The organism is Pseudomonas sp. LBUM1670 (genome assembly GCF_059695695.1).
This window is the reverse complement of sequence record NZ_CP166783.1, coordinates 3,819,184-3,843,013: the sequence shown is the minus strand read 5'-3', so window position 1 is coordinate 3,843,013 and position 23,830 is coordinate 3,819,184. Positions and strand designations below refer to the sequence as shown.

The window sequence follows — 23,830 nt, the reverse complement described above, 5'->3', positions numbered from 1 at the left end:
CTTGGTCGCAGGTTTCATTGATCTGGATCTATGCTTGATGAACAACGGATGGCACTCGCGCGAACCGTGGCGGACTAAGCATCAGGACGCGACATTGCGTCCCTGCGGACTGACATGGATCGGACATGAACGAAGAGACGGTAAAAAACAAATCGCTGGTGGCTCTGCTTGGGCTGGTGACCGTTGCGTTTATCTGGATTTTGCTGCCGTTCTACGGCGCAGTGTTCTGGGCAGTGATCCTCGGCATTCTCTTCGCGCCGCTGCAGCGTCGTCTGCAACTGAAGTTTGGCTGGCCGCGTAACTTGACGTCGCTGCTTACCCTGGGTATCTGCCTGATGATCGCCATTCTCCCGGTGATCATCCTCAGTATCCTGCTGGTTCAAGAGGGCGCTGCGCTGTACAAGAGCATCGAAAGCGGCGAACTGGACATCGCGGGGTATGTGACGCATTTCAAGCACAGCCTGCCGAAGTCCTTTCAGCTCATCCTCGATCGGGCCGGGGTTGGCGAGCTGGACGGGCTGCGGGAGAAAATCATCAAGAGTGCGGTGTCGGGCAATGAGTTCATTGCCACGAAGGCGTTCAGTTTCGGGCAGGGCACCTTTGATTTTCTGATTGGATTTTTCATCATGCTTTACCTGCTGTTCTTCTTTTTGCGCGACGGTGCAGAACTGGCGCGCAAAGTTCGCGCCGCCGTGCCGCTGGAGGAACACCAGAAACGCCGTTTGCAGCTCAAGTTCAACCGCGTGGTGCGCGCCACGGTGAAGGGCAACCTGCTGGTAGCCCTCACGCAAGGTGCGTTGGGCGGTTTGATTTTCTGGTTTCTCGACATCCCGAGCGCGTTGCTCTGGGCGGTGCTGATGGCGTTTCTGTCGCTGTTGCCAGCGGTGGGCGCGGGGATTGTCTGGGCGCCGGTGGCGGCGTTTTTCCTGTTTAGCGGGGCCCTTTGGCAGGGCGTGGTGCTGGGGCTGTTCGGCGTGTTCGTGATCGGCCTGGTGGATAACGTGCTGCGACCGATCCTCGTGGGCAAGGACACCAAGATGCCGGACTATCTGATCCTCATCTCGACCCTCGGCGGCCTGGCGATTTTCGGGCTCAACGGTTTTGTCATCGGGCCCTTGATCGCGGCGCTGTTCATGTCGAGCTGGGACATTTTCATCGAAACCCAACCGCGGGTGCAGTTGCCTTAAGCGCTGAGTCGACCGGTGCCGAGGCGTTGCGACAGTGCCTTGGCGGCGTTAAGCGATGTGAGCGGACCGCTGATCGGTTCGCCGTCCTGCACCAGATACCAACAGGCGAGCAATCCCAGCTCTCTAAGCGGTGCGGGAACGGCGCTGCCGATAACGGACATGATCTGAACCTGGGACATAAGTACCTCCATCAATCGATGGAGCTACCTTACGGATCCGGTGCTTGAACGAGAAATCAACGCTTTCGATAGTCGTCATTGACGCCAGCGGGCCCAAACGACCGCTTGTCTGTCAGTCGACCACCAGGTCCAGCATGTGGACCACTTCGTGCTCGTTGAGCAGGCCTTTGCGCACCAGGTTTTCGGCCAGCAGCGAAAGAAACTTGGCGCTGCGATGGCCTTCCAGGTGTTTGAGTTCAGTCAGGGCGTTGTACACCTTGCCGGAGGTGCACAAGCTGATATCGCGATGCGGGTTTTGCGTGGGCATCAGGTCGTCCTTGTTGTTATCAACCTGTTGTTGACGGACAGATCCACGCTTGCGGACCTCTCATGACATAAACATGACCGGTTCCCCCGGCGCGGGGGAAGGGCGCTTGAGTCAATCTTGCCCGCTTGAGTCGGCGGGACTGTCCCGATAGCGACCTTGGCGAGATTTATTCAGACCTTCACCGACGAACGGACATAAAAAAGCCCGCTATAAATGCGGGGCCTTGTGAGTAATGCCTGTCAGTGTAGGAGCGAGCTTGCTCGCGATGGACTTCAGGACGACGCGTGTATCCAGAGAATACGCGTTATCGTTGGCGTCCATCGCGAGCAAGCTCGCTCCTACAAGCATTTGGCCTGTGAGCCTGTTACCAGCGGCCATAACCGTGGGGATGGCCATAGTAATAACCGCGTGGCGGGCCGTAATAGCCGCGGGGTGGACCGTAGTAAACCGGCGGCGGGGCGTAATAGACCGGTTGTTGCACGTAGACCGGGGCCGGCTGGTAGTAAACCGGTGGCGGTTGCTGCACGTACACCGGTTGCGGCTGGTAGTAAACCGGTTGCTGGACATAGACGGGCCGGTTGCTGTTGATGATGGCCGAACCGACGATGGCCGAGCCAACGATCGCGCCAAATACCGCTGGACCTTGCCAACCGTGACCGCCGCCAGCTTCTGCCTGCCCTGCGATAGCAAGAGCACCGATCAGCAAGGCAACTGTGGGGATTTTACGGATCATGATCATTCCTCGGTTCTTCAACCCGGCGCTTGCGTCTGCAATAGACTCAAGGATTGTCGCGGGGATACAGCTAAGACAGCGTTTTTCTGAAAATCAGCACAGCCGTTGGGTAAATTTTGTGTAAGGTCTGTACCGGTTTCTTTACCCTCGTGCGCTGCCGCGGGCGGGCACTCAATATGATCGATCACAACGCGGTGGAATGGCTAATCCCGTCCATCTGAAAGTGCTGTCGAAGGAGATTTTTCATGCAGATGAACCCCAACAAAGACACCCAGCTGTGCATGTCCCTGTCGGGGCGGCCGGGGAACTTTGGCCTGCGATTTCACAATCACCTGTACGAACAACTGGGCCTGAATTTCTACTACAAGGCCTTCCGTAGCCAGGACCTGACCGGCGCCGTCGCCGGTATTCGCGCCTTGGGTATTCGCGGTTGTGGCGTGTCGATGCCGTTCAAGGAAGCCTGCATTGCGCTGGTCGATGAGCTGGACGCATCCGCCGCCGCCATTCAATCGATCAACACCATCGTCAATACCGATGGCCACCTCAAGGCCTACAACACCGACTACATCGCCATCGCTCAATTGCTGGAAACCCACCAGGTGCCAAAGGATTCGACCTTTGCCCTGCGTGGCAGCGGCGGCATGGCCAAGGCGGTGGCCAGTGCCTTGCGCGATGGCGGTTACAAAAACGGCTTGATCGTCGCCCGTAACGAGCGCGCCGGGCGTGCCCTGGCGGAATCCCTGGGTTATGAGTGGCAAGCCGAGCTGGGCACCCGGCGCTCGCAAATGCTGATCAACGTCACACCGATCGGCATGACCGGCGGGCCTGAGGCCGATCAACTGGCCTTTGACGCCGAGGTCATTGCTGCTGCGGAGACGGTCTTCGATGTGGTGGCGATCCCCTCGGAAACGCCGCTGATCGTGCGCGGTCGCGTCGAAGGCAAGCGAGTGATCACCGGGCTGGAAGTGATTGCGATCCAGGCGTTGGAGCAGTTTGTGTTGTACACCGGGGTGCGTCCGACGGAGGAGCAGTTTCAGAAAGCAGTGGCGTTTGCGCGGAGCTGACTTTCCTCAAGTTATTGGTGGGCTGTGCCTGCCCCTTCGCGGGCAAGCCCGCTCCCACAGGGGAATGCATTTCAATGTGGGAGCGGGCTTGCTCGCGAAGGGCGCGACTCGGTCTCCCAGATGAATGACCACCCGGGCCTATACTCCCCGCCAGCAAGCAAAGACTTGCCCCCCCAAAAAACACCGTGCCCGAGGTTTCCCATGCATCCCGCCATCCTCAACCTGAATCAGGTCGAACTCGAACCACTGCCCGAAGCCCTGGCGCCGAGCGGTGAAACGGCCGGCCGTTATCAACAAAGGATGGCCCGCGTCGGCCAGCAACTGGGTGCGCAAAAGCTCGGTTATCGCTTGTACGTGCTGGAGCCGGGCATGCGTGGCAGTCCGTTTCACAGCCATCGGGTCAACGAGGAAATGTTTTACGTGGTCGCGGGGGAGGGGGAGATCCGTCTCGGGGCCGAGCGTTTTCCCATTCGGTCGGGTGACGTGATCGCCTGTCCGCCGGGCGGTCCGGAAGCGGCGCACCAGATCATCAACACCAGCAGCGGTGAACTGCGCTACCTGGCGGTCAGCACCCAGCAATCGCCGGAGATTTGCGAGTACCCGGATTCCGGCAAATACGCGGTGATGGATGATTTCAAGGTCGACGCCGAGGGCAATGCCTCGGGCTTCGTCGCTGTCGCCAGACAGGCTGACGGTGTGGATTACTGGGATGGTGAGTAGGCACATCACAAGTTTTTAATGTGGGAGCGGGCTTGCTCGCGAAGACGGCGGCACATCCGGCATCAATGTGACTGACGGACCGCTTTCGCGAGCAAGCCCGCTCCCACATTTCGATCTGTGCTGCTGGTTATTCGAGGCGTGCCAGTCGCTCTTCCAGCGCTGCAATCCGTGCCTCCAGCTCTTCAATCCGCTCCACGGCAACGCCGCTAACCGAGCCTCGTTCCACCGGATTCTGCCGTGCCGCGAGAATCGCTTCGATATCCGCCGGATCACCCAGCGCATGCATATAGCGGTCTTCCCGCTGCCCGGCCTGACGCGGAATCAGCAACGCCAGACCGCGAGCAATCAAGCGCTCCAGTTGATGCACGACCTGCTCGGCATCTTCGAACTCATGCATGCGGCCGCTGCGGGTCAGCAGCTCGTTGATGGTCTGCGGACCTCGCAGAAACAGCAGTCCCGTCAGAATCACCTGCGCTGGCACCAGTTCCAGGGCCTTGTCGACCTTGTGCTCCCAGCGGTCGGCGCGGCTGCCCATCACCAGTTTGGCAAACCCGCGCCCTTCGAGGGCGCGCAGGCTTTGGCCGACCTGGCCCTGAGTGAGATTCATCACCGGTTCGCGGCTGGTTTTCTGGTTGCAGGCAATCACCAGGGCGTTGAGGGTCAGCGGATAGGTTTCCGGGCTGGTGGCCTGTTTCTCGATCAACGAACCGAGAATGCGGGTTTCCGTGCTGTTCAGGCGCGGCTCGTCGAAGGTCGTTTCTTGCTCAGTGCTCATGATGCTGCGTCCTTACCCCGGTTCATATTCTTCTCCTGCTGGCATGCACTTTAGATTGGCGTGCGCCAATGGCAACTGAATTCGTCGCACCGACCCGGCAATGGTCATAAAAGCTACATCAATCCATAACGTTATTTTTACATTCCGCCGGGCACCGTATGCAGGGCCGCGGGATGACGGCCGCACCTGACGGGCGCGGCGTCAAAGCGTATCGACGACGTCGCTGGCCTTATTGACTGCAACCTGGAGCAAGGCATGACGCTGACGTTGGGAACGACTCACAATAATGCGCTGATCGGCGCGCACCTGCCATGACCGTGCTTGTCACCGGCGCCGCCGGTTTTATTGGTTTTCACACGGTCAAGCGCCTGTGTGAGCAAGGTCTTGAAGTGGTCGGTATCGACAATCTCAACGACTACTACAGCGTGGAACTCAAACACGCCCGGCTCAAGGAGCTGCGAGCCTTGGCGGGCTTTCATTTCCAGACGCTGGATATCGTCGACAAGCCTGCTCTGATCGCGTTGTTCAAGGAACACCGCTTTACCGAGGTTATCCACCTGGCCGCCCAGGCCGGCGTTCGCTACTCGCTGGACAACCCGGACGTGTACGCGCAATCGAACCTGACGGGGTTTCTGAATGTGCTGGAAGCCTGCCGACACCATCGCCCCGAGCATCTGATCTATGCATCGAGCAGTTCGGTGTACGGCACCAACAGCAAAATGCCGTTCAGCGTCGAAGACGCCGTGGATCATCCGGTTTCGCTGTACGCCGCGAGCAAGCGTGCCAACGAGTTGATGGCCCACAGCTACTGCCATCTGTATGGGATCAAGGCCAGCGGCCTGCGGTTCTTTACCGTGTACGGACCTTGGGGACGCCCTGACATGGCGCTGTTCAAGTTCACCGAAGCGATCCTCAACGACAAACCGATCGACCTCTACAACCAGGGCCTGATGTCGCGGGATTTCACCTACATCGACGACATCGTCGAAAGCATCGCGCGCTTGCGTCCACGTCCGCCGTTGCCGGAGGGCGCAGGCGAGGGCGTCAACCGGATTTTCAATATCGGGCGCGGCACGCCGGTGGCGTTGCTGGATTTCGTCGATTGCCTGGAGTCGGTCCTGGACCGGCGAGCCCGGCGCAATTTGATGCCGATGCAGGCGGGCGATGTGCTCAAGACCTGGGCGGACGTGTCGGCATTGGCGCAGTGGGTCGATTTTCGTCCGCAAGTGACACTCGAGACCGGCGTTGCGCAATTCGTGAAGTGGTATCGCCACTTTTATCAGATTTGAAACATTGGCCCTCGATCATAAAAAATCCAGGGAAACAGGGGCCTCTATGAGCCAAGACCTATTTGTATCCGTGCTGATTCCGGCAAAGAACGAAGCGAGCAATCTCACTTCGCTGCTGGAAGAAATCCGTATCGCACTGGCGGATGAAGCGTATGAAGTCATCGTCGTGGATGACGGCAGCACTGACGCCACCTTGCAGGCATTGCGACAGACCCGACACAGCGGCCTGAACACCTTGCGCATCCTGCGGCATGACCGCTCGCTGGGGCAGAGCACGTCGCTCTACCATGCCGCGCTTGCCGCCCGGGGCCAATGGCTGGCCACCCTCGATGGCGACGGTCAAAACGACCCCGCGGACATTCCCGGCATGCTGGCGCTGGTGCGCAGTGAGTTCGCCGCCGCCGACCTGCAATTGGTGGCCGGGCATCGGGTGAACCGCCGCGATACTGCGAGCAAGCGCTGGGCCTCGCGGTTTGCCAACGGACTGCGCAGCCGCATGCTCAAGGATCAGACGCCGGACACCGGTTGTGGGCTGAAACTGATCCAGCGCGCGGCGTTTCTGCGTTTGCCGTACTTCGACCACATGCACCGCTTCATTCCTGCGCTGATCCAGCGTCACAACGGCCGCATGATCACTCACCCGGTCAACCATCGATCGCGCACGGCCGGGGTCTCCAAGTACGGCAACATCGACCGTGCACTGGTCGGCGTTCTCGACCTGATCGGCGTCTGGTGGCTGATCAGGCGCACGCGTCTGAACACCCATGCGCAGGAGATCGAAGGATGAACCTGTCCCGCGAAACTTTGTGGCTGGTGGTCGGTTTCAGTGGCCAGATCGCCTTCACCGGCCGCTTTGTCCTGCAGTGGCTGTACAGCGAATACAAAAAACGCAGTGTGATTCCGGTGAGCTTCTGGTACCTGAGCATCGTCGGCAGCGCGCTGTTGCTCGCCTACGCGATTTACCGAGAGGACCCGGTGTTCATCGCCGGTCAGGCGTTCGGCTCCATCGTTTATTTGCGCAACCTGCAATTGATTGCCCGCAGCAAAACCTTGAAGGACTGACCCATGCGCCGAACCTTGTCACCCGGTGTCGAATGCCTGGGGCTGATGTTGCTTGCTTTGTTGCTGGTCGGTGCGGGGCTCGGTCTACGCCAGCCGCAGAATGTCGACGAGGAGCGTTTCCTCGGCGTGGCACTGGAAATGTTGCACAACGGTTCGTGGCTGATTCCCCATCGCGCCGCAGAAATTTACGGCGATAAACCACCGATTTTCATGTGGACCGTGGCGTTTTTCACCTGGATCACCGGGATGCCCGCCATTGCCCTTTATATTCCGGGGCTGCTGTCTGCCACTTCGGTCACGGCCATGCTCTACGACCTGGGCCGCAGACTCTGGAACCGGCGGGCCGGTCGGACGGCGGCGCTGTTGTACCTGGCGACCTATCAGACCTACAGCATTCTGCGGACCGGTCAGATCGACAGTTTTCTGATTCTGTTCACCTCGCTGGGCCTGTATGGCCTGGCCCGACACCTGCTGCTCGGACCTGCCTGGCGTTGGTTTTACGCCGGATGCGCCGCCATGGGGATCGGCGTGATCACCAAAGGGGTCGGCTTCGTGCCGGCGTTGATGCTGATTCCGTATGCCTACGCGGTGCGCAAAGGCTGGCCCGGTGTGGTGGCGATGCCGGGCGAGGCGCGCAAATGGTTGATGGGTTTTGTGGTAGTGCTGGGCGCCGTGGCCATCTGGCTGCTGCCATTGGCGCTGTCCATCGCGCTCAATGGCGGTGCTGACGAAATCGCCTATGCGCGGGAAATCCTGCTGCGCCAGACGGCGGGGCGCTATGCCGCAGCCTGGGACCACCGCGAGCCGTTCTGGTATTTCTTCGTCAGCGTCATTCCGCAGTATTGGCTGCCATTGGTGCTCGCCTTGCCGTGGCTGATTCCCGCCTGGCGCCGGCAACTGCGCAAGCGCGACGGTCGAGTGCTGGTGCTGCTGGGTTGGGTGGTGCTGGTCGTGCTTTTCTTCTGCCTGAGCAGCGGCAAGCGCAAGTTGTACATCTATCCGGCGTTGCCGGGGCTGGTGTTGGTCGCCGCGCCGCTGATGCCTTGGCTGTTCAAGCGCTGGTTCCGTCGGCGTCTGCTCGGCTGGCGGATCTTTCAGGGGGTGGCCGTGGCCTGGTTTGCGCTGTGGTTCGCCCGCGGTTTCATCGAGCCGGTCAAGGACGGTGCCAATCCCCACGAGGCGCTGATGGCGCAGGCGGCGGCGATGACTCAGGGCGCGGATCTGGTGTTGGTCAATTGGCGCGAGGGCCATTGGTTGTTCGCAAGGCAACCGATCGTGCATTTCGGAATGACCGGTTCAACGGTCGAGCAGGCGGCACAGTGGTTGCGCGAACATCCGCAGGCGTACGCGTTGGTGCCGGATGAACAGCTCGGCCAGTGTTTCAATCCTCAGGCCGCCCGGGAGCTGGGTGAAACCTCGCGGGCGCAGTGGTCGATCGTCGGTGCCGATGCCGATAACGGCCAATGTCACCCCGGACCGCCGGCCCATATCTATCGCTTCACCTGGGACCGTGCATCGCTATAATCGACCCCACGTTTCACTCCTGTCACCACACGAGACTGCCATGACCATTTCCCTGTATGACGCTTCCGTTCCGGTTTTCAAACAAATGCTCACCGCCCTGAGCGACGTTCTGAACAAGGCCGAAGCCCACGCCACCGCCAAGAACATCGATCCGAATGCTTTCCTGCAAGCCCGCCTGTACCCGGACATGTTCCCGCTGGTGCGTCAGGTGCAGATCGCCGTGGATTTCGCCAAGGGTGTTTCTTCGCGTCTGGCCGAGGTTGAACTGCCGAAGTACGACGATACCGAAACCACCTTCGCCGAGTTGCAAGCGCTGCTGACCAAGGTTCTGGCTTACATCGGCGAGATCAAGCCTGAGCAGATCAATGGCAAGGAAGGCATCGAAATCATCACCCGTCAGGGCACGCCGAAAGAGAAGCGCTTCAGCGGCCAGGCTTACTTGCTGAGCTACGGCCTGCCGCAGTTCTTCTTCCACGTCACCACCGCTTACGCACTGCTGCGTCACAACGGTGTGGAAGTGGGCAAGCGCGATTACATGGGCGCGTTCTAAACCGCCCGGGTACAAAAAAGCCCGCCAAGGTTTGCGCCTTGGCGGGCTTTTTTTGTCCTTGTGGGAGCGGGCTTGCTCGCGAAGGCTGGTTGTCAGGCGACGATTTTTTTGATGGTGTACATATTCGTTGCTGCGGTAACGGCTGCTGGCGGTTTCGCTCTTACAGCGAGTCCCTTTTCCAAACGCCTGTACGGACCGGGTGCTGCTACCGCGGCATCCTTGCCGCGGTGCCCACTACGCAGAACCTGCACTCGGCCTCCCGACGGGGCAGATCAAAATCAAAAGCCAAAGCAAAGCAAAGCAAAAGCAGGATCAACCGGCCAGAGCTACTGGAAACTGTAGGAGCGAGCTTGCTCGCGAAAAGCACCTGGACAACGCGTGCATTCAGACAGCACGCGTTATCGTTCACGTCCATCGCAGGCAAGCCAGCTCCCACAGGGGAACGCGTACACCTGAAATCAGGTCGGCTATCAGGCCGCCTCGCGGTGCTGTTGCGGTAGTCGCCCCCTCGAGAGGCCAAGTGGAGGTTCTGCGCAGTGGGTAACCCGGCATGGATGCCGGGTTATCCGCGCACGGCCAAGGATGGCCGATCGCGGCGGGCCCACGGAGCAGGACCGGAGCGAGGGCATGGCGAGCTTAAGCGAGCCACCGAACGAAAGGGGCAAAAGCGCTTGGTTACTTGGCGCTTTTCCAAGTGACCCGCCGTCAGGGCGGAACCAATAGCCGCCGTTACCGCAGAAACGGAAATGCACCCAAACCCAAACCCAAACCCCTAGAGCGGACGCCCAACCTTTGTCCGCGATGCGTAAGCGAGATCGCCTTCGCCGGCAAGCCTGGCTCCTACAGGAGAGCGAGGTATCAGGCCAAACGCTGAGCCTTCTCGTCTTCACCCAGGCAAGCCGCAGCGGTAAACAGCACATCAGTAGAAGAATTCAACGCCGTCTCCGCCGAATCCTGCAACACACCAATAATGAAACCAACCGCCACCACCTGCATCGCGATTTCGCTCGGAATCCCGAACAGACTGCACGCCAGCGGAATCAGCAACAACGACCCGCCCGCCACACCCGAAGCGCCACAAGCACAGATCGCCGCAACGACGCTCAACAGGATGGCGGTCGGAATGTCCACCGCAATCCCCAGCGTATGCACGGCCGCCAGAGTCAGCACGGTAATGGTGATCGCCGCACCCGCCATGTTGATGGTGGCGCCCAGCGGGATCGAAACCGAATAAGTATCCTCATGCAGCCCAAGACGCTTGCTCAATTCCAGATTGACCGGAATGTTCGCCGCCGAGCTGCGGGTAAAGAACGCCGTGATGCCGCTTTCACGCAAGCACATGATCACCAGTGGATACGGGTTGCGACGCAGCTTCCAGAACACGATCACCGGGTTCATCACCAGCGCCACAAACAGCATGCAGCCCAGCAACACCACCAGCAGATGCGCGTAGCCGATCAAGGCACCGAAACCGGAGGTGGCGAGGGTCGAGGCCACGAGACCGAAAATCCCCAGCGGCGCAAAACGAATCACCAGGCGCACGATCAGCGTCACGCCGTTGGACAAATCGCCGAGTACTTCACGCGTGGTGTCACCGGCATGGCGAATAGCGACGCCCATGCCGATGGCCCACGCCAGAATGCCAATGAAATTGGCATTCATCAGCGCGCTGACCGGGTTATCCACCACACTCAGCAGCAGACTTTGCAGCACTTCACTGATACCGCCCGGCGCCGTCACCGCGACGTCGTGGGTGGACAGCACCAGGCTCGACGGGAACATCATGCTGGCCACGACCGCGACCACTGCGGCGGCAAACGTGCCGAGCAGGTACAGAAACAGAATCGGCCGGATGTGGGTTTCCTGGCCGTGCTTGTGGTTGGCGATCGACGCCATGACCAGCACGAACACCAGAATGGGCGCGACGGCTTTCAGCGCCGAGACGAATACTTTGCCGATGAACGCGGTGGACTTCGCCACCTCAGGCGCCAACAGCGCCAGGGCGATCCCGGCGAGCAGGCCGATGATGATTTGCGTAACCAGGCTCAAACGTTTCAAGCGTTGCAATAGCGAAGGGGATGAAGCGGTCATAACGGCATCTCTGATTTTATTAGGTGCGGGGGTGTCGCGACATCGCGGCCATTTTAAATGGCGGATGAACAGGGTGTACGAATCGCAGGGCGCGGACTTTATCACAGCGTCGTCTTTATCCTTCAGACCTGTGACGATCTGCCACCCGCCTGTTGAACGCGATTGGCAGGTTCGTGCAACCGCGTTTGGAAACACTCTGTTAAGATTGCGCATCCTCATTTTCATCTCTGCCAGTGGGCCTTCGGGCTATCGCTGGTGTCGTCGTTTTCTGGAGTTCTGCATGCTGTTGCCCATCCTTCTGTTGTCCGCCGCCGGATTCACGGTGCTGACCACGGAATTCGTCATCGTCGGCCTGTTGCCGGCGATTGCCCGAGACCTCGAAGTCAGCATCCCGCAAGCCGGTTTGCTGGTGACCTTGTTTGCCTTCACCGTCGCCGCGTTCGGGCCGTTTCTGACTGCGTATTTCGCCAGGTTCGAACGACGCAAGCTGTTCATCTCGGTGTTGATCATGTTTGGTCTGGCCAACACCCTCGCGGCGTTTGCGCCGAACATCTGGGTGATGGCCGTTGCGCGGTTGATCCCCGCGCTCGGACTGCCAGTGTTTTGGGCCTTGGCGAGTGAGACGGCGGTGGACATCGTCGGACCGGATTACGCCGGACGCGCCATCGCCAAGATCGGTTTCGGCATCGTCTGCGCGACGGTATTCGGCATTCCGGTCGGCACGCTGATTTCCGATGCATTCGGTTGGCGCAGTGCCTTCGGCATTCTGGCGGCGATTGCGTTTGCCAAGGCGTTGCTGCTGTTTATCTACCTGCCGAAAACCAACCTGCACGAGCATCAGGTGAGTTTCCGTTCGCAGTTCAAGATCCTGCGTAGCCCGCTGATGATTGGGCATGTGCTGCTGTCGATCCTGGTGTTCAGCGGCATGTTTACCGCTTACACCTACCTGGCCGACATTCTTGAGCGGCTGGCCGGTTTCAACGGCACGGTGGTCGGCTGGTGCCTGATGGGCTTTGGCGCGGTGGGCTTGATCGGCAACTCGTTGGGCGGTCGCGCGGTGGATCGTCATCCGCTGATCGCCTCTATGATGTTCTGCGCGTTCATGATTGCTGGCCTGGTGGCGTTGGTGCCGAACATTCATTCGCCTTTCGGCCTTGCGGCAGCGATGGGCATCTGGGGCGTGACGCAGGCCGCGCTGTTTCTGGTCAGTCATGTGCGTTTGATGAAGGCTGCGCCCGAAGCGCCGGCGTTCGCGGCATCGCTGAACATTGCCGGGGCCAACCTCGGGATCGGCCTGGGCGCCATGATCGGCGGTCGGGTCATCGACGGTGTCGGTCTGCAAGGTCTTGGTTTCGCAGCGGCCGCGTTTATCCTGGCCTCGATCCTGTTGGCGATCGCACTGATGACCTTCAAGCCCCGCGAAATCTGCGCCTGACGCCTTACATCGCGGTGAACAGCTCGCGTCGGGCACCTTCGGTAATCGCAACGATGCCGGGGTGCTTGACCTTGCGTTCCACCGAAATGGCGTAGAACGACTCGGTCACCGCGTCGGTCTGGCCGATCAACTCCACGCCGTACTGGCGTTTCACTTCATCGGCAATCACGCTCGGGCCGATGAAAATCCCGCTGCCGGATTGGCCAAACGCTTGCATCAGGGCGCTGTCGTCGAACTCGCCGACGATGCGCGGCTGGATCTGCTGTTCGGCGAACCAGCGTTGCAAGCGGCTGCGCACCACGGTTTCCGGCCCCGGAATCAGCAACGGTGCACCGTGCAGGCTGCGCGGGAAATCCTGGCCGTACTGCGCCGCCAGTTCAGCGGTGGCGAAGAAGCTGATCCCGCATTCCCCGAGTTTCTGGCTGTAGCCCTTGATGTCCAGGTGCGACGGCATCGGGCTGTCGGAGATCACCAGGTCGAGGCGCTGGATCGCCAGGTCGGCGAGCAAACGTTCGAGTTTGTCCTCGCGACAGGTGATGCGCAGCGGCTCGTTCAACTCCATGGTCGGCGCAATCAGACGATAGACGATGGATTTGGGCACCACGTCGGCCACGCCGACCCGAAACAGAATCTGCTGCTCATTGGGTTGCGCCCGCAACATCAACTCCAGTTCACCGCCGAGCTGAAACATCTGCTCGGCATAGGGCAGTGCCTGACGCCCGGCTTCGGTGAGTTCCAACTGTCGGCCGACCCGGCGAAACAACTCGATACCGTAGGTGTGTTCGAGCAGGGAAATCTGCCCGCTGATGGTCTGCGGCGTCAGGTTCAGTTGCTCGCAGGCGCGCACAATGCTGCCGGTCTTGGCCACCACCCAGAAGTAATGCAGTTGTCGATAGTTGAGCATGGCAACCTACAGTTCGTTAAAACCGAAGTATAACAGCTGAAAATACGAATTTTCCTGAAGTGTTAGCCTCCCTAGAATGCCTCGCTATCAACGTAATGCGGTTCACATAAGACAATCTTCAGGCAAGCAGGAAACCTGTGGTGAGGGGATTTATCCCCGTTCGGCTGCGAAGCAGTCGCTAATCCGGACAATTCAGTCTGTTTGGCCGGACGCTGGGGCCGCTTCGCAGCCCAACGGGGATAAATCCCCTCGCCACAAATGTCGGGGCCGCGCTTAAGTGAACAGCATTACGCTATCAACGGGCCATCGTTTCGACCCGTTCTGTTCTATCGAGGAAAGCATCATGAAGCTTAAAACCACGGCACTGCTGATCGCGTCTTTACTGGTATTGGCCGGTTGCGACCAGGCCGAAAAAAGCGCTCAGCAACTGATGGGCAAGGCTGCCGAATCCGCCAAACAAGCGATCGACGATACTCACAAAGCTGCCGAGCAAGCGATCAGCGAGGCCACCGGCGGGCTGACCAGCAAGAAAGAACCATCGGGTGAAGAAAAAGAGAAATCCGAATCTTCGTCCCAGGAAATCTAAACCGTCTTAAACGAGTCAGGACTGACCCATGGAATACCTTTTAGAACTTGCTGCAAGCCCCACCGCCTGGGTCGCCCTGGCCACGCTGGTGGTGATGGAAATCGTGCTGGGCATCGACAACCTGATCTTCATCTCGATCCTGACCAACAAACTGCCCGAGCAACATCGGCAGAAAGCGCGGCGAATCGGTATCGGCATGGCGCTGATCCTGCGACTGGCACTGTTGAGCACCATCGCGTTCATCGTCCAGCTGACTGAACCAGTGATCGAGATCCTCGGCCACGCGTTCTCCTGGAAAGACATGATCCTGATCGCCGGCGGTCTGTTCCTGTTGTGGAAGGCAACCACCGAGATCCATCACAGCATGGACCCGGCGCCGGATGATCCGAAGTCGGCGACCTCGACCGTGACCCTGGGCTTTGCCGCTGCGATCGGGCAGATCCTGATGCTGGACATGGTGTTCTCCATCGACAGCATCATTACCGCTGTCGGCATGACCGAGCATTTGCCGATCATGATCATCGCGGTGGTGGTGTCGGTGCTGGTGATGTTGCTGGCGGCTGACCCGTTGGCCAAGTTCATCAACGACAACCCGACGGTGGTGATGCTGGCGCTTGGCTTCCTGATCATGATCGGCATGACGCTGATCGCGGAAGGCTTTGGCGCCCACGTACCGAAAGGCTACGTCTACGCGGCGATGGCATTCTCGGCCACGATCGAGGGCTTGAACATGATGTCCCGCAGGGCGAAGCAGAAGCGCATGGCCGCTGAAGCTTAACCCGCGTTAAACAAAAGGCCGCCTGCGCTCGAAAGAGCCCAGGCGGCCTTTTTTGTTCGGGCTTTTTTTCGGGATAGTTGAATGCGCCCGTCAATGTGCCGAAGCGTGGCGTGTTGCCGGTTTATCGGTATTCGCTACCCGAACGGGCCGGGTAGGGTGATGGTGCCGGCGCGCAATCCGCAGGACGCCCCACAACATGGAGGCGGCCACGGCCAGCCAGCCGGAAATCAACATCACTATGGTCATTGTCAGGCTCATCAGTGCCTCCTCTTCGCCCTGCTGCGGGCACACACACTCTGCAAGTGACAGTCTAGTCGCTGCCGTGTTTCAGGCTATTGACCAAAGGTCGTCTGTCACCAACCAGTTCGCTCTATCGAACGCAATCAACTGCCGGTTAAGGCTATACCGCTGGCGTGTGGCGTCCTATGATCGACGGCCAAGCCGGGAGCACGATGACGGCGTCTGAACAAAAGAGTGATGAGGGTGCGGGTAATGTCGCGAATTCGAATGGCAGCACTGATTGCCGGTTGCGTTGCGGGTCTGGCCGGCTGCGCGGGAAGCGTTGCGCCGGAGGTCAAGCGTCTGCCGGAGCGGGTGGAACTCAGCGGTACGTTCTACCGAGGGCAGGACTATCAAAGCGGGCCGCAGGTCCTGGCGAGCATGCTGTCGCAACAGGGCATCGTGATTACCCCGGGTTTGCTCGAAAAACCCCTGCACGTACCGGGCGCCGAAGCGCAGTTGCAGCAGAACATGCAGAACCTCGCCCGCGAGTACGGCATGGTGGTTTATCCCCTGGACAGCAATCTGCCTGCGCTGCTGACCCAGGTCGCGGCCGGTTATCCGGTGATGGTGCGCTTCACCGAAGGCTCGGCATTCTGGGCGGAACCGCGTTACGCGATTCTCGCCGGGTACAACCGTCAGAAGCAGACCGTGTTGTTGCGTGCCGGGATGAATCGTCGGGAATTGATGAGCTTCGGCTCGTTTGAGTCGGCATTCAAGGACGCCGGCGGTTGGGCGGTGTTGATCCAGAAGCCGAACCAGATTCCGGCCAATGTCGATCAGCAACGCTGGTTGAAAGCGGCCAGCGATCTGGCTCAGGCCGGCCAGGAACAAGCGGCGGCCCGTGCGAAGAAGGCACTGGGCGCTCAGTAGCTTTCCGTTCGTCATCTGCATCGCACGGTCACGCGCGATTGGCCTCTCAGGAATAAGCGCCCGGATTTCTCCGGGCCTGACCAAGGAGGCGCCCATGGCACATTCCACCACCCCTTCCGGCCCGCACTCGTCTGAACATTCATCTGGCGACGAGTTGGGTTTTGACCCCGATTCGCCGGACCTCGCCGATCCTCAGGTCGATCCAGTCGGACCTGCCAAGGCGCCCAAAGACGTAAAGCCTGGTGAGGATAAAAAGACCCCCGCGAAGCCTTACGACCCGCTGGCAAATCTGAAACCCTGACGTTCAGTGTGAGGTGTGTATGTCTACCGATTCGAGTTTCGACGACAAACGTCCGGACAGTGTTCCAACCACCCCCGAAGACGACATTGATCCGGTGATGGATCCGGACAGCCCGATGCGCGACCCTTTGGCCAGGCCTGTGGTGGTGCCGACCGAACATCCGCAAGGCAGGAAAGATCCGAGTGCCGGCGATGGCATTCCGGATGACGACCAGATGCCGCTGCCGAATGATTAATGCTGTGTCTAGTCCTGAAACAGGCTTACACCGCATTTCATTTTGTAGGAGCGAGCTTGCTCGCGAAAAACCCAAAGCCCCCACGGGGCATCTGGTTTTACGCATTATCGTTCACGACCATCGCGAGCAAGCTCGCTCCTACAGTGTTATCGAGGCGAAAAAAAGCCCCGACTCATTCGGGGCTTTGGCTTTCTGCGTCGTTACTTCGAGGCTTCAACCACACCGCTTTGACGGTGCTTGAGGTTCTTTTCCGATTTGTATTGCAAGGCTTCGGACGGAACGTTGGTGCCCTTGCCGTTTTCGACCCAGTTGCGAATACGGCTGGCATCGGCGAAGTGCGTGTACTTGCCGAAGGCGTCGAGAATCACCAGCGCCACCGGGCGATTGCCCATGCTGGTCACCAGCACGAGGCAATGGCCGGCCTCATTGGTGAAACCGGTTTTCGTCAACTTGATGTCCCAGTTCGGCTTGCCGACCAAATGGTCGGTGTTGCGGAAACCCAAGCTGTAATTGGGTTTGCGGAACGAGACGGTTTTTTCCTTGGTGGTGCTCAGCTCGGTCAAAATCGGGTACTTGTGCGCGGCGATCAGCAATTTGCTCAGGTCGCGGGCGGTAGAGACGTTACGAGGGGAGAGGCCGGTCGGTTCGACGAAGTGGGTGCTGGTCATGCCCAGCGCCTTGGCCTTGGCGTTCATCGCGGCAATGAACGCGACATAGCCGCCCGGATAGTGGTGGGCCAGGCTCGCGGCTGCGCGGTTTTCCGAGGACATCAGGGCGATCAGCAGCATTTCCCTGCGCGGCAATTCGCTTTTGAGTTTCACCCGGGAAAACACGCCTTTCATTTCTGGCGTATCGCTTATGTTGATATTGATGTACTCGTCCATGTTCTGCCTGGCTTCAACCACGACAAGACCGGTCATCAATTTGCTGACGGAGGCGATAGGGACAACCACATCGGGGTTGCTGGCATAGATGACTTTGTTGGTCTGCATATCCAGCAGCAAAGAGCTGCCGGAAGCTAGCTTGAGTTGTTTCGTATCTCGAGGTGCCGCGGTGGTTTCAGCGGCATTGACCGTTGGCGTGACGAACGTCCCTGTAAATGCAAAAAACAGGCTCAGGATGGAAAGACGGATTTTCACGCTGGCAGACTCATGAGGTGTGGATTAGCCGTTCTGTAACGGGTTGTTTCTTGAAAACCGACGCATTCTAGGAGTATGGCTGAAGAACTGTCGATAGTTGTTCAATCAACAAGTGAAAGTCCTTGAAAACCCCTACAAAACAGCAGGTTTCCGGCGAGTGGTCGTGTTGGTTCTCCGGGCAAAAAGAACCCCGCCAGTGGCGGGGTTCTTTTGTTCGTCGCTTATGTTCAAGCGTGAACTCAGCTGTGCAGCGTTTCCGCCGCGTACAGCGTGTTTTCCAGCAGGCAGGCGCGGGTCATCGGGCCAACGCCACCCGGCACCGGCGTGATCCAGCCAGCGCGGGGCAGGGCGGTTTCGTAGATCACGTCACCGACCAGTTTGCCGTCTTCCTGACGGTTGATGCCGACGTCGATCACGATCGCGCCTTCCTTGATCCACTCACCCTTGACCAGACCCGGCTTGCCGGCGGCGACCACCACCAAGTCGGCGCGACCGACGTGGCCTGCCAGATCCTTGGTAAAGCGGTGGGTGACGGTCACGGTGCAGCCGGCCAGCAGCAATTCCATCGCCATCGGACGGCCAACAATGTTGGAGGCGCCGATGACCACTGCGTCCATCCCGTAAAGATCGGCTCCGGTGCTTTCCAGCAGCGTCATGATCCCTTTGGGCGTGCAAGGGCGCAGCAGCGGAATACGCTGGGCCAGGCGGCCGACGTTATAAGGATGGAAGCCGTCGACGTCTTTGTCCGGACGGATGCGCTCCAGCAAGTTGGAAGCATCCAGGTGTTCAGGCAAAGGCAGCTGAAGCAGAACGCCGTCGATTGCCGGATCGTCGTTCAGGCGATCGATCAGATCGGTCAGCGCTTCCTGAGTGGTTTCGGAAGGCAGGTCGTAGGCTTGGGAAATGAAGCCGACCTCTTCACAGTCTTTACGCTTGTGCGAGACATAAACCTGAGAGGCAGGATCGCTGCCGACCAGAATCACCGCGAGGCCCGGCGTGCGCAGACCTTGCTCGCGACGCTCGGTCACTCGTTTGGCGATCTGCTGGCGCAGGCTGGCGGCGATCGATTTGCCGTCGATTAGTTGTGCAGTCATTGCGCGTGATTAACCATCGAGAGGGGAAAAAAAGAGAACGCATTCTCGCATGTCATGAGGTGAGGGCAAAGGCGCTTGGTCTGCAAATTCCCCTAACTCCTTTAATTAAATGAATTTTTTATAAAAAGGATTTGACGACCCCCGGGGGGCTCTATACTATTCGTCGCACTTGTCGGGCACAGCCTAGCACTGGTTAAGAAGGTTGCGCGGAATTACGATTCTGCAACGCTGGAAAGCACTTAGTTTGTAGTCCTCCAAGAGTACAGATTAATAAGGCGCCCGTAGCTCAGCTGGATAGAGCATCCGCCTTCTAAGCGGATGGTCGCAGGTTCGAGTCCTGCCGGGTGCGCCATTAGGCAGCTTAGGCACAAGTAGCGCGATATGGTGGGCGTAGCTCAGTTGGTAGAGCACGGGATTGTGACTCCCGTTGTCGTGGGTTCGATCCCCATCGTCCACCCCATATTTCGAAAGGCGCCAGATTAACAGTCTGGCGCCTTTGCTTTAACGGCTTCACGCGGATGTGGTGGAATTGGTAGACACACTGGATTTAGGTTCCAGCGCCGCGAGGCGTAAGAGTTCGAGTCTCTTCATCCGCACCAAATAAAGCTTCACTCATGCCGGTTGGCCTGGTTGGGGTTCAACAAAGAAGTTGTATGGCTTCTTTGTAACGCAATATGGTGGGCGTAGCTCAGTTGGTAGAGCACGGGATTGTGACTCCCGTTGTCGTGGGTTCGATCCCCATCGTCCACCCCATATTTCGAAAGGCGCCAGATTTAACAGTCTGGCGCCTTTTTTGTTTCAGTGTTTTGAGGTTCAGCGGCTGCAGGTTCTGGGTCGCAGGGGCAGGGCGTTTCGTCGAATTTATGTTTCTCGATGATGCCGCGCTGCCCGCCGGCCTTGCTTGCAAGATCGGCTGTCAGGGAGATGATTGGCAACCTCTTCTATATAAGAAGGGTTGGCGCAGAGCCTTGGCGTGATTGGTTGTATTTGCCACCGGGGCGAGACGCATTCGTGCATTCACCCCTATAAATTGCCTGCTGCGTTTTTACCCGTTTTCAGTAGGGTGACTTCTTGAGTTTGACCTACTAGAATGCATGCCCTTGATTCTGGGGTCGGAAACGGCCGGCCAACGTCTGTGCAACGAGGAATATCCATGCAAGTTTCTGTTGAAAATACTTCTGCTCTTGAGCGCCGCATGAGCATCACCGTGCCGGCTGAGCGCATCGAGACTCAGGTCAACAAGCGTCTGCAGCAGACCGCCCAAAAGGCCAAGATCGCTGGTTTCCGTCCAGGCAAAGTGCCGATGAGCGAAATCAAGCGCCGTTTTGGTGCTGATGCACGTCAGGAAGCTGTCGGCGACGTCATCCAGTCCTCTTTCTACGAAGCAGTAGTTGAGCAGAAGCTGAACCCGGCTGGCGCTCCTTCGATCGAGCCGAAATCCCTGGAAGCTGGCAAAGACCTGGAATACGTCGCGATTTTCGAAGTGTTCCCTGAGTTCACCGTTGCCGGTTTCGAAGGCATCGCCGTAGAGCGCCTGAGCGCTGACGTGGCTGACGCTGACCTGGACAAAATGCTGGACGTACTGCGCAAGCAGAACACCCGTTTCGAAGTGGCCGATCGCGCTGCCCAGAACGACGACCAACTGAACATCGATTTCGTCGGCAAGGTCGACGGTGAAGTGTTCGCTGGCGGTTCCGCCAAGGGTACTCAGCTGGTTCTGGGTTCCGGTCGCATGATCCCTGGTTTCGAAGACGGTCTGGTTGGCGCTAAAGCCGGCGAAGAACGCGTTCTGAACCTGACGTTCCCAGAGGACTATCAGAACCTCGACCTGGCGGGCAAAACCGCTGAGTTCACCGTGACCGTGAACACTGTTTCCGAGCCAAAACTGCCAGAGCTGAACGAAGAGTTCTTCGCTCAATTCGGCATCAAGGAAACCGGTCTGGAAGGCTTCCGCGCCGAAGTTCGCAAGAACATGGAGCGTGAACTGCGTCAGGCGATCAAATCCAAGGTCAAGAATCAGGTAATGGACGGTCTGCTGGCCACCAACCCGATCGAAGTGCCAAAGGCCCTGCTGTCCAACGAAGTTGACCGTCTGCGCGTGCAGGCTGTTCAGCAGTTCGGCGGCAACATCAAGCCTGACCAACTGCCGGCCGAGCTGTTCGAAGAACAAGCCAAGCGTCGTGTTGTTCTGGGTCTGATCGTGGCTGAAGTGGTCAAGCAGTTCGACCTCAAGCCTGACGAAGCCCGCGTTCGCGAGATGATTCAGGAAATGGCTTCGGCTTACCAAGAGCCTGAGCAGGTTGTGTCCTGGTACTACAAGAACGACCAGCAACTGAACGAAGTCCGTTCGGTTGTGCTGGAAGAACAAGTTGTGGATACTGTTCTGCAGAAAGCTAGCGTGACCGACAAATCGGTCTCTTACGAAGAAGCAGTCAAGCCGGTAGAAGCTCCACAAGCCGACTGATCGTTTCTGCGGTAAGAAGTACACACCATAAGCCAGCCTTCGTGCTGGCTTATGCGTATTCAAGACATAACTATTTGGGAGTGACTGCAGAGCATGTTCCGAAATTCGTATATTCAGCAGAACTCTGATATCCAGGCCGCAGGCGGCCTGGTCCCGATGGTTGTCGAGCAGTCCGCTCGTGGCGAGCGCGCCTACGACATCTACTCGCGTCTTCTCAAGGAGCGAGTGATCTTTCTGGTTGGTCCGGTAGAGGACTACATGGCCAACCTGATTTGTGCGCAATTGCTGTTCCTTGAAGCGGAAAACCCGGACAAGGACATCCATCTCTATATCAACTCCCCAGGCGGTTCGGTGACGGCGGGCATGTCGATCTACGACACCATGCAGTTCATCAAGCCAAACGTGTCGACCACCTGTATCGGTCAGGCGTGCAGCATGGGCGCATTCCTGCTGACAGCCGGTGCCCCTGGCAAGCGTTACTGCCTGCCGAACTCACGCGTGATGATTCACCAGCCACTGGGCGGCTTCCAGGGCCAGGCGTCGGATATCGAAATCCATGCCAAGGAAATTCTCTTCATTCGTGATCGTCTCAACACACTGATGGCCAAGCATAGCGGGCACACGCTTGAAGACATCGAGCGTGATACCAACCGCGACAACTTCATGAGTGCAGAAGCCGCGCGTGAATACGGGTTGATTGATGAAGTGATCACCCAGCGCCCCGCTTAAAATAAGCAGCTCAAAATAAGGTTGGTCGGCTGGTCTGATCACCTGCGGGCTTGAAAAAGCCCGCAATAGCCTTCATCTTGTGTTGCAAGCCTATCGGATTTGGATCGAACGAATGACTGACACCCGCAACGGCGAGGACAACGGCAAGCTGCTCTATTGCTCCTTCTGTGGCAAAAGCCAGCATGAAGTGCGCAAATTGATTGCCGGCCCCTCGGTCTTTATCTGCGACGAGTGCGTCGACCTGTGCAATGACATCATCCGCGAGGAGGTGCAGGAAGCCCAGGCCGAAAGCAGCGCGCATAAATTGCCTTCGCCTAAAGAAATCAGCGGCATCCTTGATCAGTACGTGATTGGTCAGGAACGTGCGAAAAAGGTTCTGGCCGTAGCGGTATACAACCACTACAAGCGTCTGAACCAGCGTGACAAAAAGAATGACGACGTCGAACTCGGCAAGAGCAACATCTTGCTGATCGGCCCGACAGGCTCGGGTAAAACCCTGCTTGCCGAAACACTGGCCCGCTTGCTGAACGTTCCGTTCACCATCGCCGACGCAACCACCCTCACCGAGGCGGGTTACGTGGGTGAAGATGTCGAGAACATCATTCAGAAGCTGCTGCAGAAGTGCGATTACGACGTAGAGAAAGCCCAGATGGGCATTGTCTATATCGATGAGATCGACAAGATCTCGCGCAAGTCTGACAACCCGTCTATTACCCGGGACGTTTCCGGTGAGGGCGTGCAGCAGGCCCTGCTCAAGTTGATCGAAGGCACGGTCGCTTCCGTTCCGCCTCAAGGTGGTCGCAAGCATCCACAGCAGGAATTCCTTCAGGTCGACACCCGTAACATCCTGTTCATCTGCGGTGGTGCGTTCTCCGGTCTGGAAAAGGTTATTCAAAACCGTTCCACCAAGGGCGGCATCGGTTTCAACGCAGAAGTGCGCAGCAAGGAAGAAGGCAAGAAAGTCGGTGAATCCCTGCGTGAAGTCGAACCTGACGATCTGGTCAAATTCGGTCTGATCCCGGAATTCGTCGGTCGTCTGCCGGTCCTTGCCACGCTGGACGAGCTTGATGAAGCTGCATTGATGCAGATCCTCACCGAGCCGAAAAATGCTCTGACCAAGCAGTATGCCAAGCTGTTCGAGATGGAAGGCGTGGACCTGGAATTCCGGGCCGACGCGCTGAAATCGGTCGCAAAACGTGCCTTGGAACGCAAGACCGGTGCCCGTGGACTGCGTTCGATTCTCGAAGGTGTATTGCTCGACACTATGTATGAAATCCCCTCGCAGTCCGAGGTGAGTAAAGTAGTGATCGATGAAAGTGTTATAGAAGGCAAGTCCAAGCCACTGTATATCTACGAAAACAGTGAGCCGGCTGCCAAGGCCGCGCCAGACGCTTAAGCGTCATGCAGCTGGAATAAAGAAGGGGCCTTCGGGCCCCTTTTCTTTTGTGGGAGCTGGCTTGCCTGCGATAGCGGCCTGACAGTCGACCCTCTTCTTAAGCCGTCCAAGCCTGCGATCTTCCAAGAGGTTCTTT

The 23,830-nt window shown here is 58.5% G+C and carries 26 protein-coding genes and 4 tRNA genes; 21 read left to right on the top strand and 9 right to left on the bottom strand.

Annotated elements, in window-relative coordinates:
• The first annotated feature begins 125 nt into the window (after window positions 1-125).
• Window positions 126-1,187, top strand: a complete 1,062-nt coding sequence (locus ACA073_RS17475) for an AI-2E family transporter (protein ID WP_497398108.1) — start codon at window positions 126-128, stop codon at window positions 1,185-1,187.
• Here ACA073_RS17475 and ACA073_RS17470 read toward each other — a convergent pair.
• The 3 genes from ACA073_RS17470 to ACA073_RS17460 form a co-directional block, all read right to left on the bottom strand.
• Window positions 1,184-1,366 carry a hypothetical protein gene (locus tag ACA073_RS17470; RefSeq protein WP_497398106.1) on the bottom strand — a complete coding sequence of 61 codons (183 nt, stop codon included), beginning with the start codon at window positions 1,364-1,366 and terminating at the stop codon, window positions 1,184-1,186. The genes ACA073_RS17475 and ACA073_RS17470 overlap by 4 nt on opposite strands.
• A 112-nt stretch (window positions 1,367-1,478) precedes the next feature.
• Entirely contained in the window at window positions 1,479-1,673 is a 195-nt protein-coding gene (locus tag ACA073_RS17465) for a hypothetical protein (protein WP_461953969.1), read from the bottom strand.
• 364 nt (window positions 1,674-2,037) lie between these two features.
• Window positions 2,038-2,406, bottom strand: a complete 369-nt coding sequence (locus tag ACA073_RS17460; RefSeq protein WP_461953970.1) for a hypothetical protein — start codon at window positions 2,404-2,406, stop codon at window positions 2,038-2,040.
• Between the two features lie 245 nt (window positions 2,407-2,651).
• Here ACA073_RS17460 and ACA073_RS17455 point away from each other — a divergent pair, with 245 nt between their 5' ends.
• Together ACA073_RS17455 and ACA073_RS17450 are read left to right on the top strand one after the other, a co-directional pair.
• On the top strand, window positions 2,652-3,470 hold the full coding sequence (locus ACA073_RS17455) for a shikimate 5-dehydrogenase (protein ID WP_497398103.1): 819 nt from the start codon (window positions 2,652-2,654) through the stop codon (window positions 3,468-3,470).
• A 201-nt stretch (window positions 3,471-3,671) separates the two neighbouring features.
• Entirely contained in the window at window positions 3,672-4,190 is a 519-nt protein-coding gene (locus ACA073_RS17450; RefSeq protein ID WP_497398101.1) for a cupin domain-containing protein, read from the top strand.
• Window positions 4,191-4,317: 127 nt separating this feature from the next.
• Here ACA073_RS17450 and ACA073_RS17445 read toward each other — a convergent pair whose 3' ends face one another.
• Entirely contained in the window at window positions 4,318-4,965 is a 648-nt protein-coding gene (locus ACA073_RS17445; RefSeq protein WP_497398099.1) for a YceH family protein, read from the bottom strand.
• A gap of 311 nt (window positions 4,966-5,276) precedes the next feature.
• Between ACA073_RS17445 and ACA073_RS17440 the strand changes: the two genes are divergently transcribed.
• From ACA073_RS17440 to ACA073_RS17420, 5 genes are read left to right on the top strand one after another with little or no spacing between them, the layout of a single operon-like run.
• On the top strand, window positions 5,277-6,254 hold the full coding sequence (locus tag ACA073_RS17440; RefSeq protein WP_497398097.1) for an NAD-dependent epimerase: 978 nt from the start codon (window positions 5,277-5,279) through the stop codon (window positions 6,252-6,254).
• A gap of 46 nt (window positions 6,255-6,300) precedes the next feature.
• Window positions 6,301-7,041: a glycosyltransferase family 2 protein gene (locus tag ACA073_RS17435; protein WP_497398095.1), complete on the top strand. Its 741-nt coding sequence runs from the start codon at window positions 6,301-6,303 to the stop codon at window positions 7,039-7,041.
• Complete coding sequence (locus ACA073_RS17430; RefSeq protein ID WP_497398093.1) at window positions 7,038-7,316, top strand: lipid-A-disaccharide synthase N-terminal domain-containing protein; 279 nt, start codon at window positions 7,038-7,040, stop codon at window positions 7,314-7,316. The genes ACA073_RS17435 and ACA073_RS17430 overlap by 4 nt, the downstream gene beginning before the upstream one ends.
• Before the next feature lie 3 nt (window positions 7,317-7,319).
• Window positions 7,320-8,840: an ArnT family glycosyltransferase gene (locus ACA073_RS17425; protein WP_497398091.1), complete on the top strand. Its 1,521-nt coding sequence runs from the start codon at window positions 7,320-7,322 to the stop codon at window positions 8,838-8,840.
• 40 nt (window positions 8,841-8,880) lie between these two features.
• Window positions 8,881-9,390: a DUF1993 domain-containing protein gene (locus tag ACA073_RS17420; RefSeq protein WP_461953978.1), complete on the top strand. Its 510-nt coding sequence runs from the start codon at window positions 8,881-8,883 to the stop codon at window positions 9,388-9,390.
• 858 nt (window positions 9,391-10,248) lie between these two features.
• Here ACA073_RS17420 and sstT read toward each other — a convergent pair.
• A complete protein-coding gene (gene sstT, locus ACA073_RS17415; RefSeq protein ID WP_497398089.1) occupies window positions 10,249-11,481 on the bottom strand; it encodes a serine/threonine transporter SstT in 1,233 nt (410 codons plus the stop codon).
• Between the two features lie 280 nt (window positions 11,482-11,761).
• Here sstT and ACA073_RS17410 point away from each other — a divergent pair, with 280 nt between their 5' ends.
• Window positions 11,762-12,916: an MFS transporter gene (locus ACA073_RS17410; protein WP_497398087.1), complete on the top strand. Its 1,155-nt coding sequence runs from the start codon at window positions 11,762-11,764 to the stop codon at window positions 12,914-12,916.
• Window positions 12,917-12,920: 4 nt separating this feature from the next.
• On the opposite strand, the gene nhaR is transcribed toward ACA073_RS17410, so the two are convergent.
• A complete protein-coding gene (nhaR, locus tag ACA073_RS17405; protein WP_497398085.1) occupies window positions 12,921-13,820 on the bottom strand; it encodes a transcriptional activator NhaR in 900 nt (299 codons plus the stop codon).
• A 343-nt stretch (window positions 13,821-14,163) separates the two neighbouring features.
• Here nhaR and ACA073_RS17400 point away from each other — a divergent pair, with 343 nt between their 5' ends.
• Together ACA073_RS17400 and ACA073_RS17395 are read left to right on the top strand one after the other, a co-directional pair.
• Complete coding sequence (locus ACA073_RS17400; RefSeq protein ID WP_497398083.1) at window positions 14,164-14,406, top strand: hypothetical protein; 243 nt, start codon at window positions 14,164-14,166, stop codon at window positions 14,404-14,406.
• A 28-nt stretch (window positions 14,407-14,434) separates the two neighbouring features.
• Window positions 14,435-15,184: a TerC family protein gene (locus tag ACA073_RS17395; protein WP_497398081.1), complete on the top strand. Its 750-nt coding sequence runs from the start codon at window positions 14,435-14,437 to the stop codon at window positions 15,182-15,184.
• Between the two features lie 90 nt (window positions 15,185-15,274).
• On the opposite strand, the gene ACA073_RS17390 is transcribed toward ACA073_RS17395, so the two are convergent.
• Complete coding sequence (locus tag ACA073_RS17390) at window positions 15,275-15,442, bottom strand: hypothetical protein (protein ID WP_497398079.1); 168 nt, start codon at window positions 15,440-15,442, stop codon at window positions 15,275-15,277.
• Window positions 15,443-15,676: 234 nt separating this feature from the next.
• On the opposite strand from ACA073_RS17390, the gene ACA073_RS17385 reads away from it, so the two are divergent.
• From ACA073_RS17385 to ACA073_RS17375, 3 genes are all read left to right on the top strand, one after another.
• Window positions 15,677-16,336: a C39 family peptidase gene (locus tag ACA073_RS17385; protein ID WP_497398077.1), complete on the top strand. Its 660-nt coding sequence runs from the start codon at window positions 15,677-15,679 to the stop codon at window positions 16,334-16,336.
• A 94-nt stretch (window positions 16,337-16,430) separates the two neighbouring features.
• On the top strand, window positions 16,431-16,637 hold the full coding sequence (locus tag ACA073_RS17380; protein ID WP_497398075.1) for a DUF6021 family protein: 207 nt from the start codon (window positions 16,431-16,433) through the stop codon (window positions 16,635-16,637).
• Between the two features lie 19 nt (window positions 16,638-16,656).
• Window positions 16,657-16,872, top strand: coding sequence for a hypothetical protein (locus ACA073_RS17375; protein ID WP_497398073.1), 216 nt, complete (start codon window positions 16,657-16,659; stop codon window positions 16,870-16,872).
• A gap of 200 nt (window positions 16,873-17,072) precedes the next feature.
• Here the strand turns inward: ACA073_RS17375 and pbpG are convergent, their stop codons facing one another.
• Both pbpG and folD read right to left on the bottom strand, forming a co-directional pair.
• Window positions 17,073-18,011 (bottom strand): D-alanyl-D-alanine endopeptidase, encoded by a 939-nt coding sequence (pbpG, locus tag ACA073_RS17370; protein WP_497398071.1) that lies wholly within the window; start codon window positions 18,009-18,011, stop codon window positions 17,073-17,075.
• 239 nt (window positions 18,012-18,250) lie between these two features.
• Window positions 18,251-19,105 (bottom strand): bifunctional methylenetetrahydrofolate dehydrogenase/methenyltetrahydrofolate cyclohydrolase FolD, encoded by an 855-nt coding sequence (gene folD / locus ACA073_RS17365; RefSeq protein ID WP_497398069.1) that lies wholly within the window; start codon window positions 19,103-19,105, stop codon window positions 18,251-18,253.
• A gap of 275 nt (window positions 19,106-19,380) precedes the next feature.
• Here folD and ACA073_RS17360 point away from each other — a divergent pair.
• The 7 genes from ACA073_RS17360 to clpX all read left to right on the top strand — a co-directional run bounded on the left by ACA073_RS17360 (window position 19,381) and on the right by clpX (window position 23,694).
• Window positions 19,381-19,457: transfer RNA gene (locus ACA073_RS17360), tRNA-Arg, on the top strand.
• A 32-nt stretch (window positions 19,458-19,489) separates the two neighbouring features.
• Window positions 19,490-19,565: transfer RNA gene (locus tag ACA073_RS17355), tRNA-His, on the top strand.
• A 54-nt stretch (window positions 19,566-19,619) separates the two neighbouring features.
• Window positions 19,620-19,704: transfer RNA gene (locus tag ACA073_RS17350), tRNA-Leu, on the top strand.
• A 78-nt stretch (window positions 19,705-19,782) separates the two neighbouring features.
• Window positions 19,783-19,858 (top strand) — tRNA-His (locus ACA073_RS17345).
• Between the two features lie 400 nt (window positions 19,859-20,258).
• Window positions 20,259-21,569: a trigger factor gene (tig, locus tag ACA073_RS17340; RefSeq protein ID WP_497398067.1), complete on the top strand. Its 1,311-nt coding sequence runs from the start codon at window positions 20,259-20,261 to the stop codon at window positions 21,567-21,569.
• A 93-nt stretch (window positions 21,570-21,662) separates the two neighbouring features.
• Window positions 21,663-22,298 (top strand): ATP-dependent Clp endopeptidase proteolytic subunit ClpP, encoded by a 636-nt coding sequence (gene clpP / locus ACA073_RS17335; RefSeq protein ID WP_497398065.1) that lies wholly within the window; start codon window positions 21,663-21,665, stop codon window positions 22,296-22,298.
• Window positions 22,299-22,410: 112 nt separating this feature from the next.
• Complete coding sequence (clpX, locus tag ACA073_RS17330; protein WP_007946893.1) at window positions 22,411-23,694, top strand: ATP-dependent Clp protease ATP-binding subunit ClpX; 1,284 nt, start codon at window positions 22,411-22,413, stop codon at window positions 23,692-23,694.
• The last annotated feature ends 136 nt before the right edge of the window (window positions 23,695-23,830 follow it).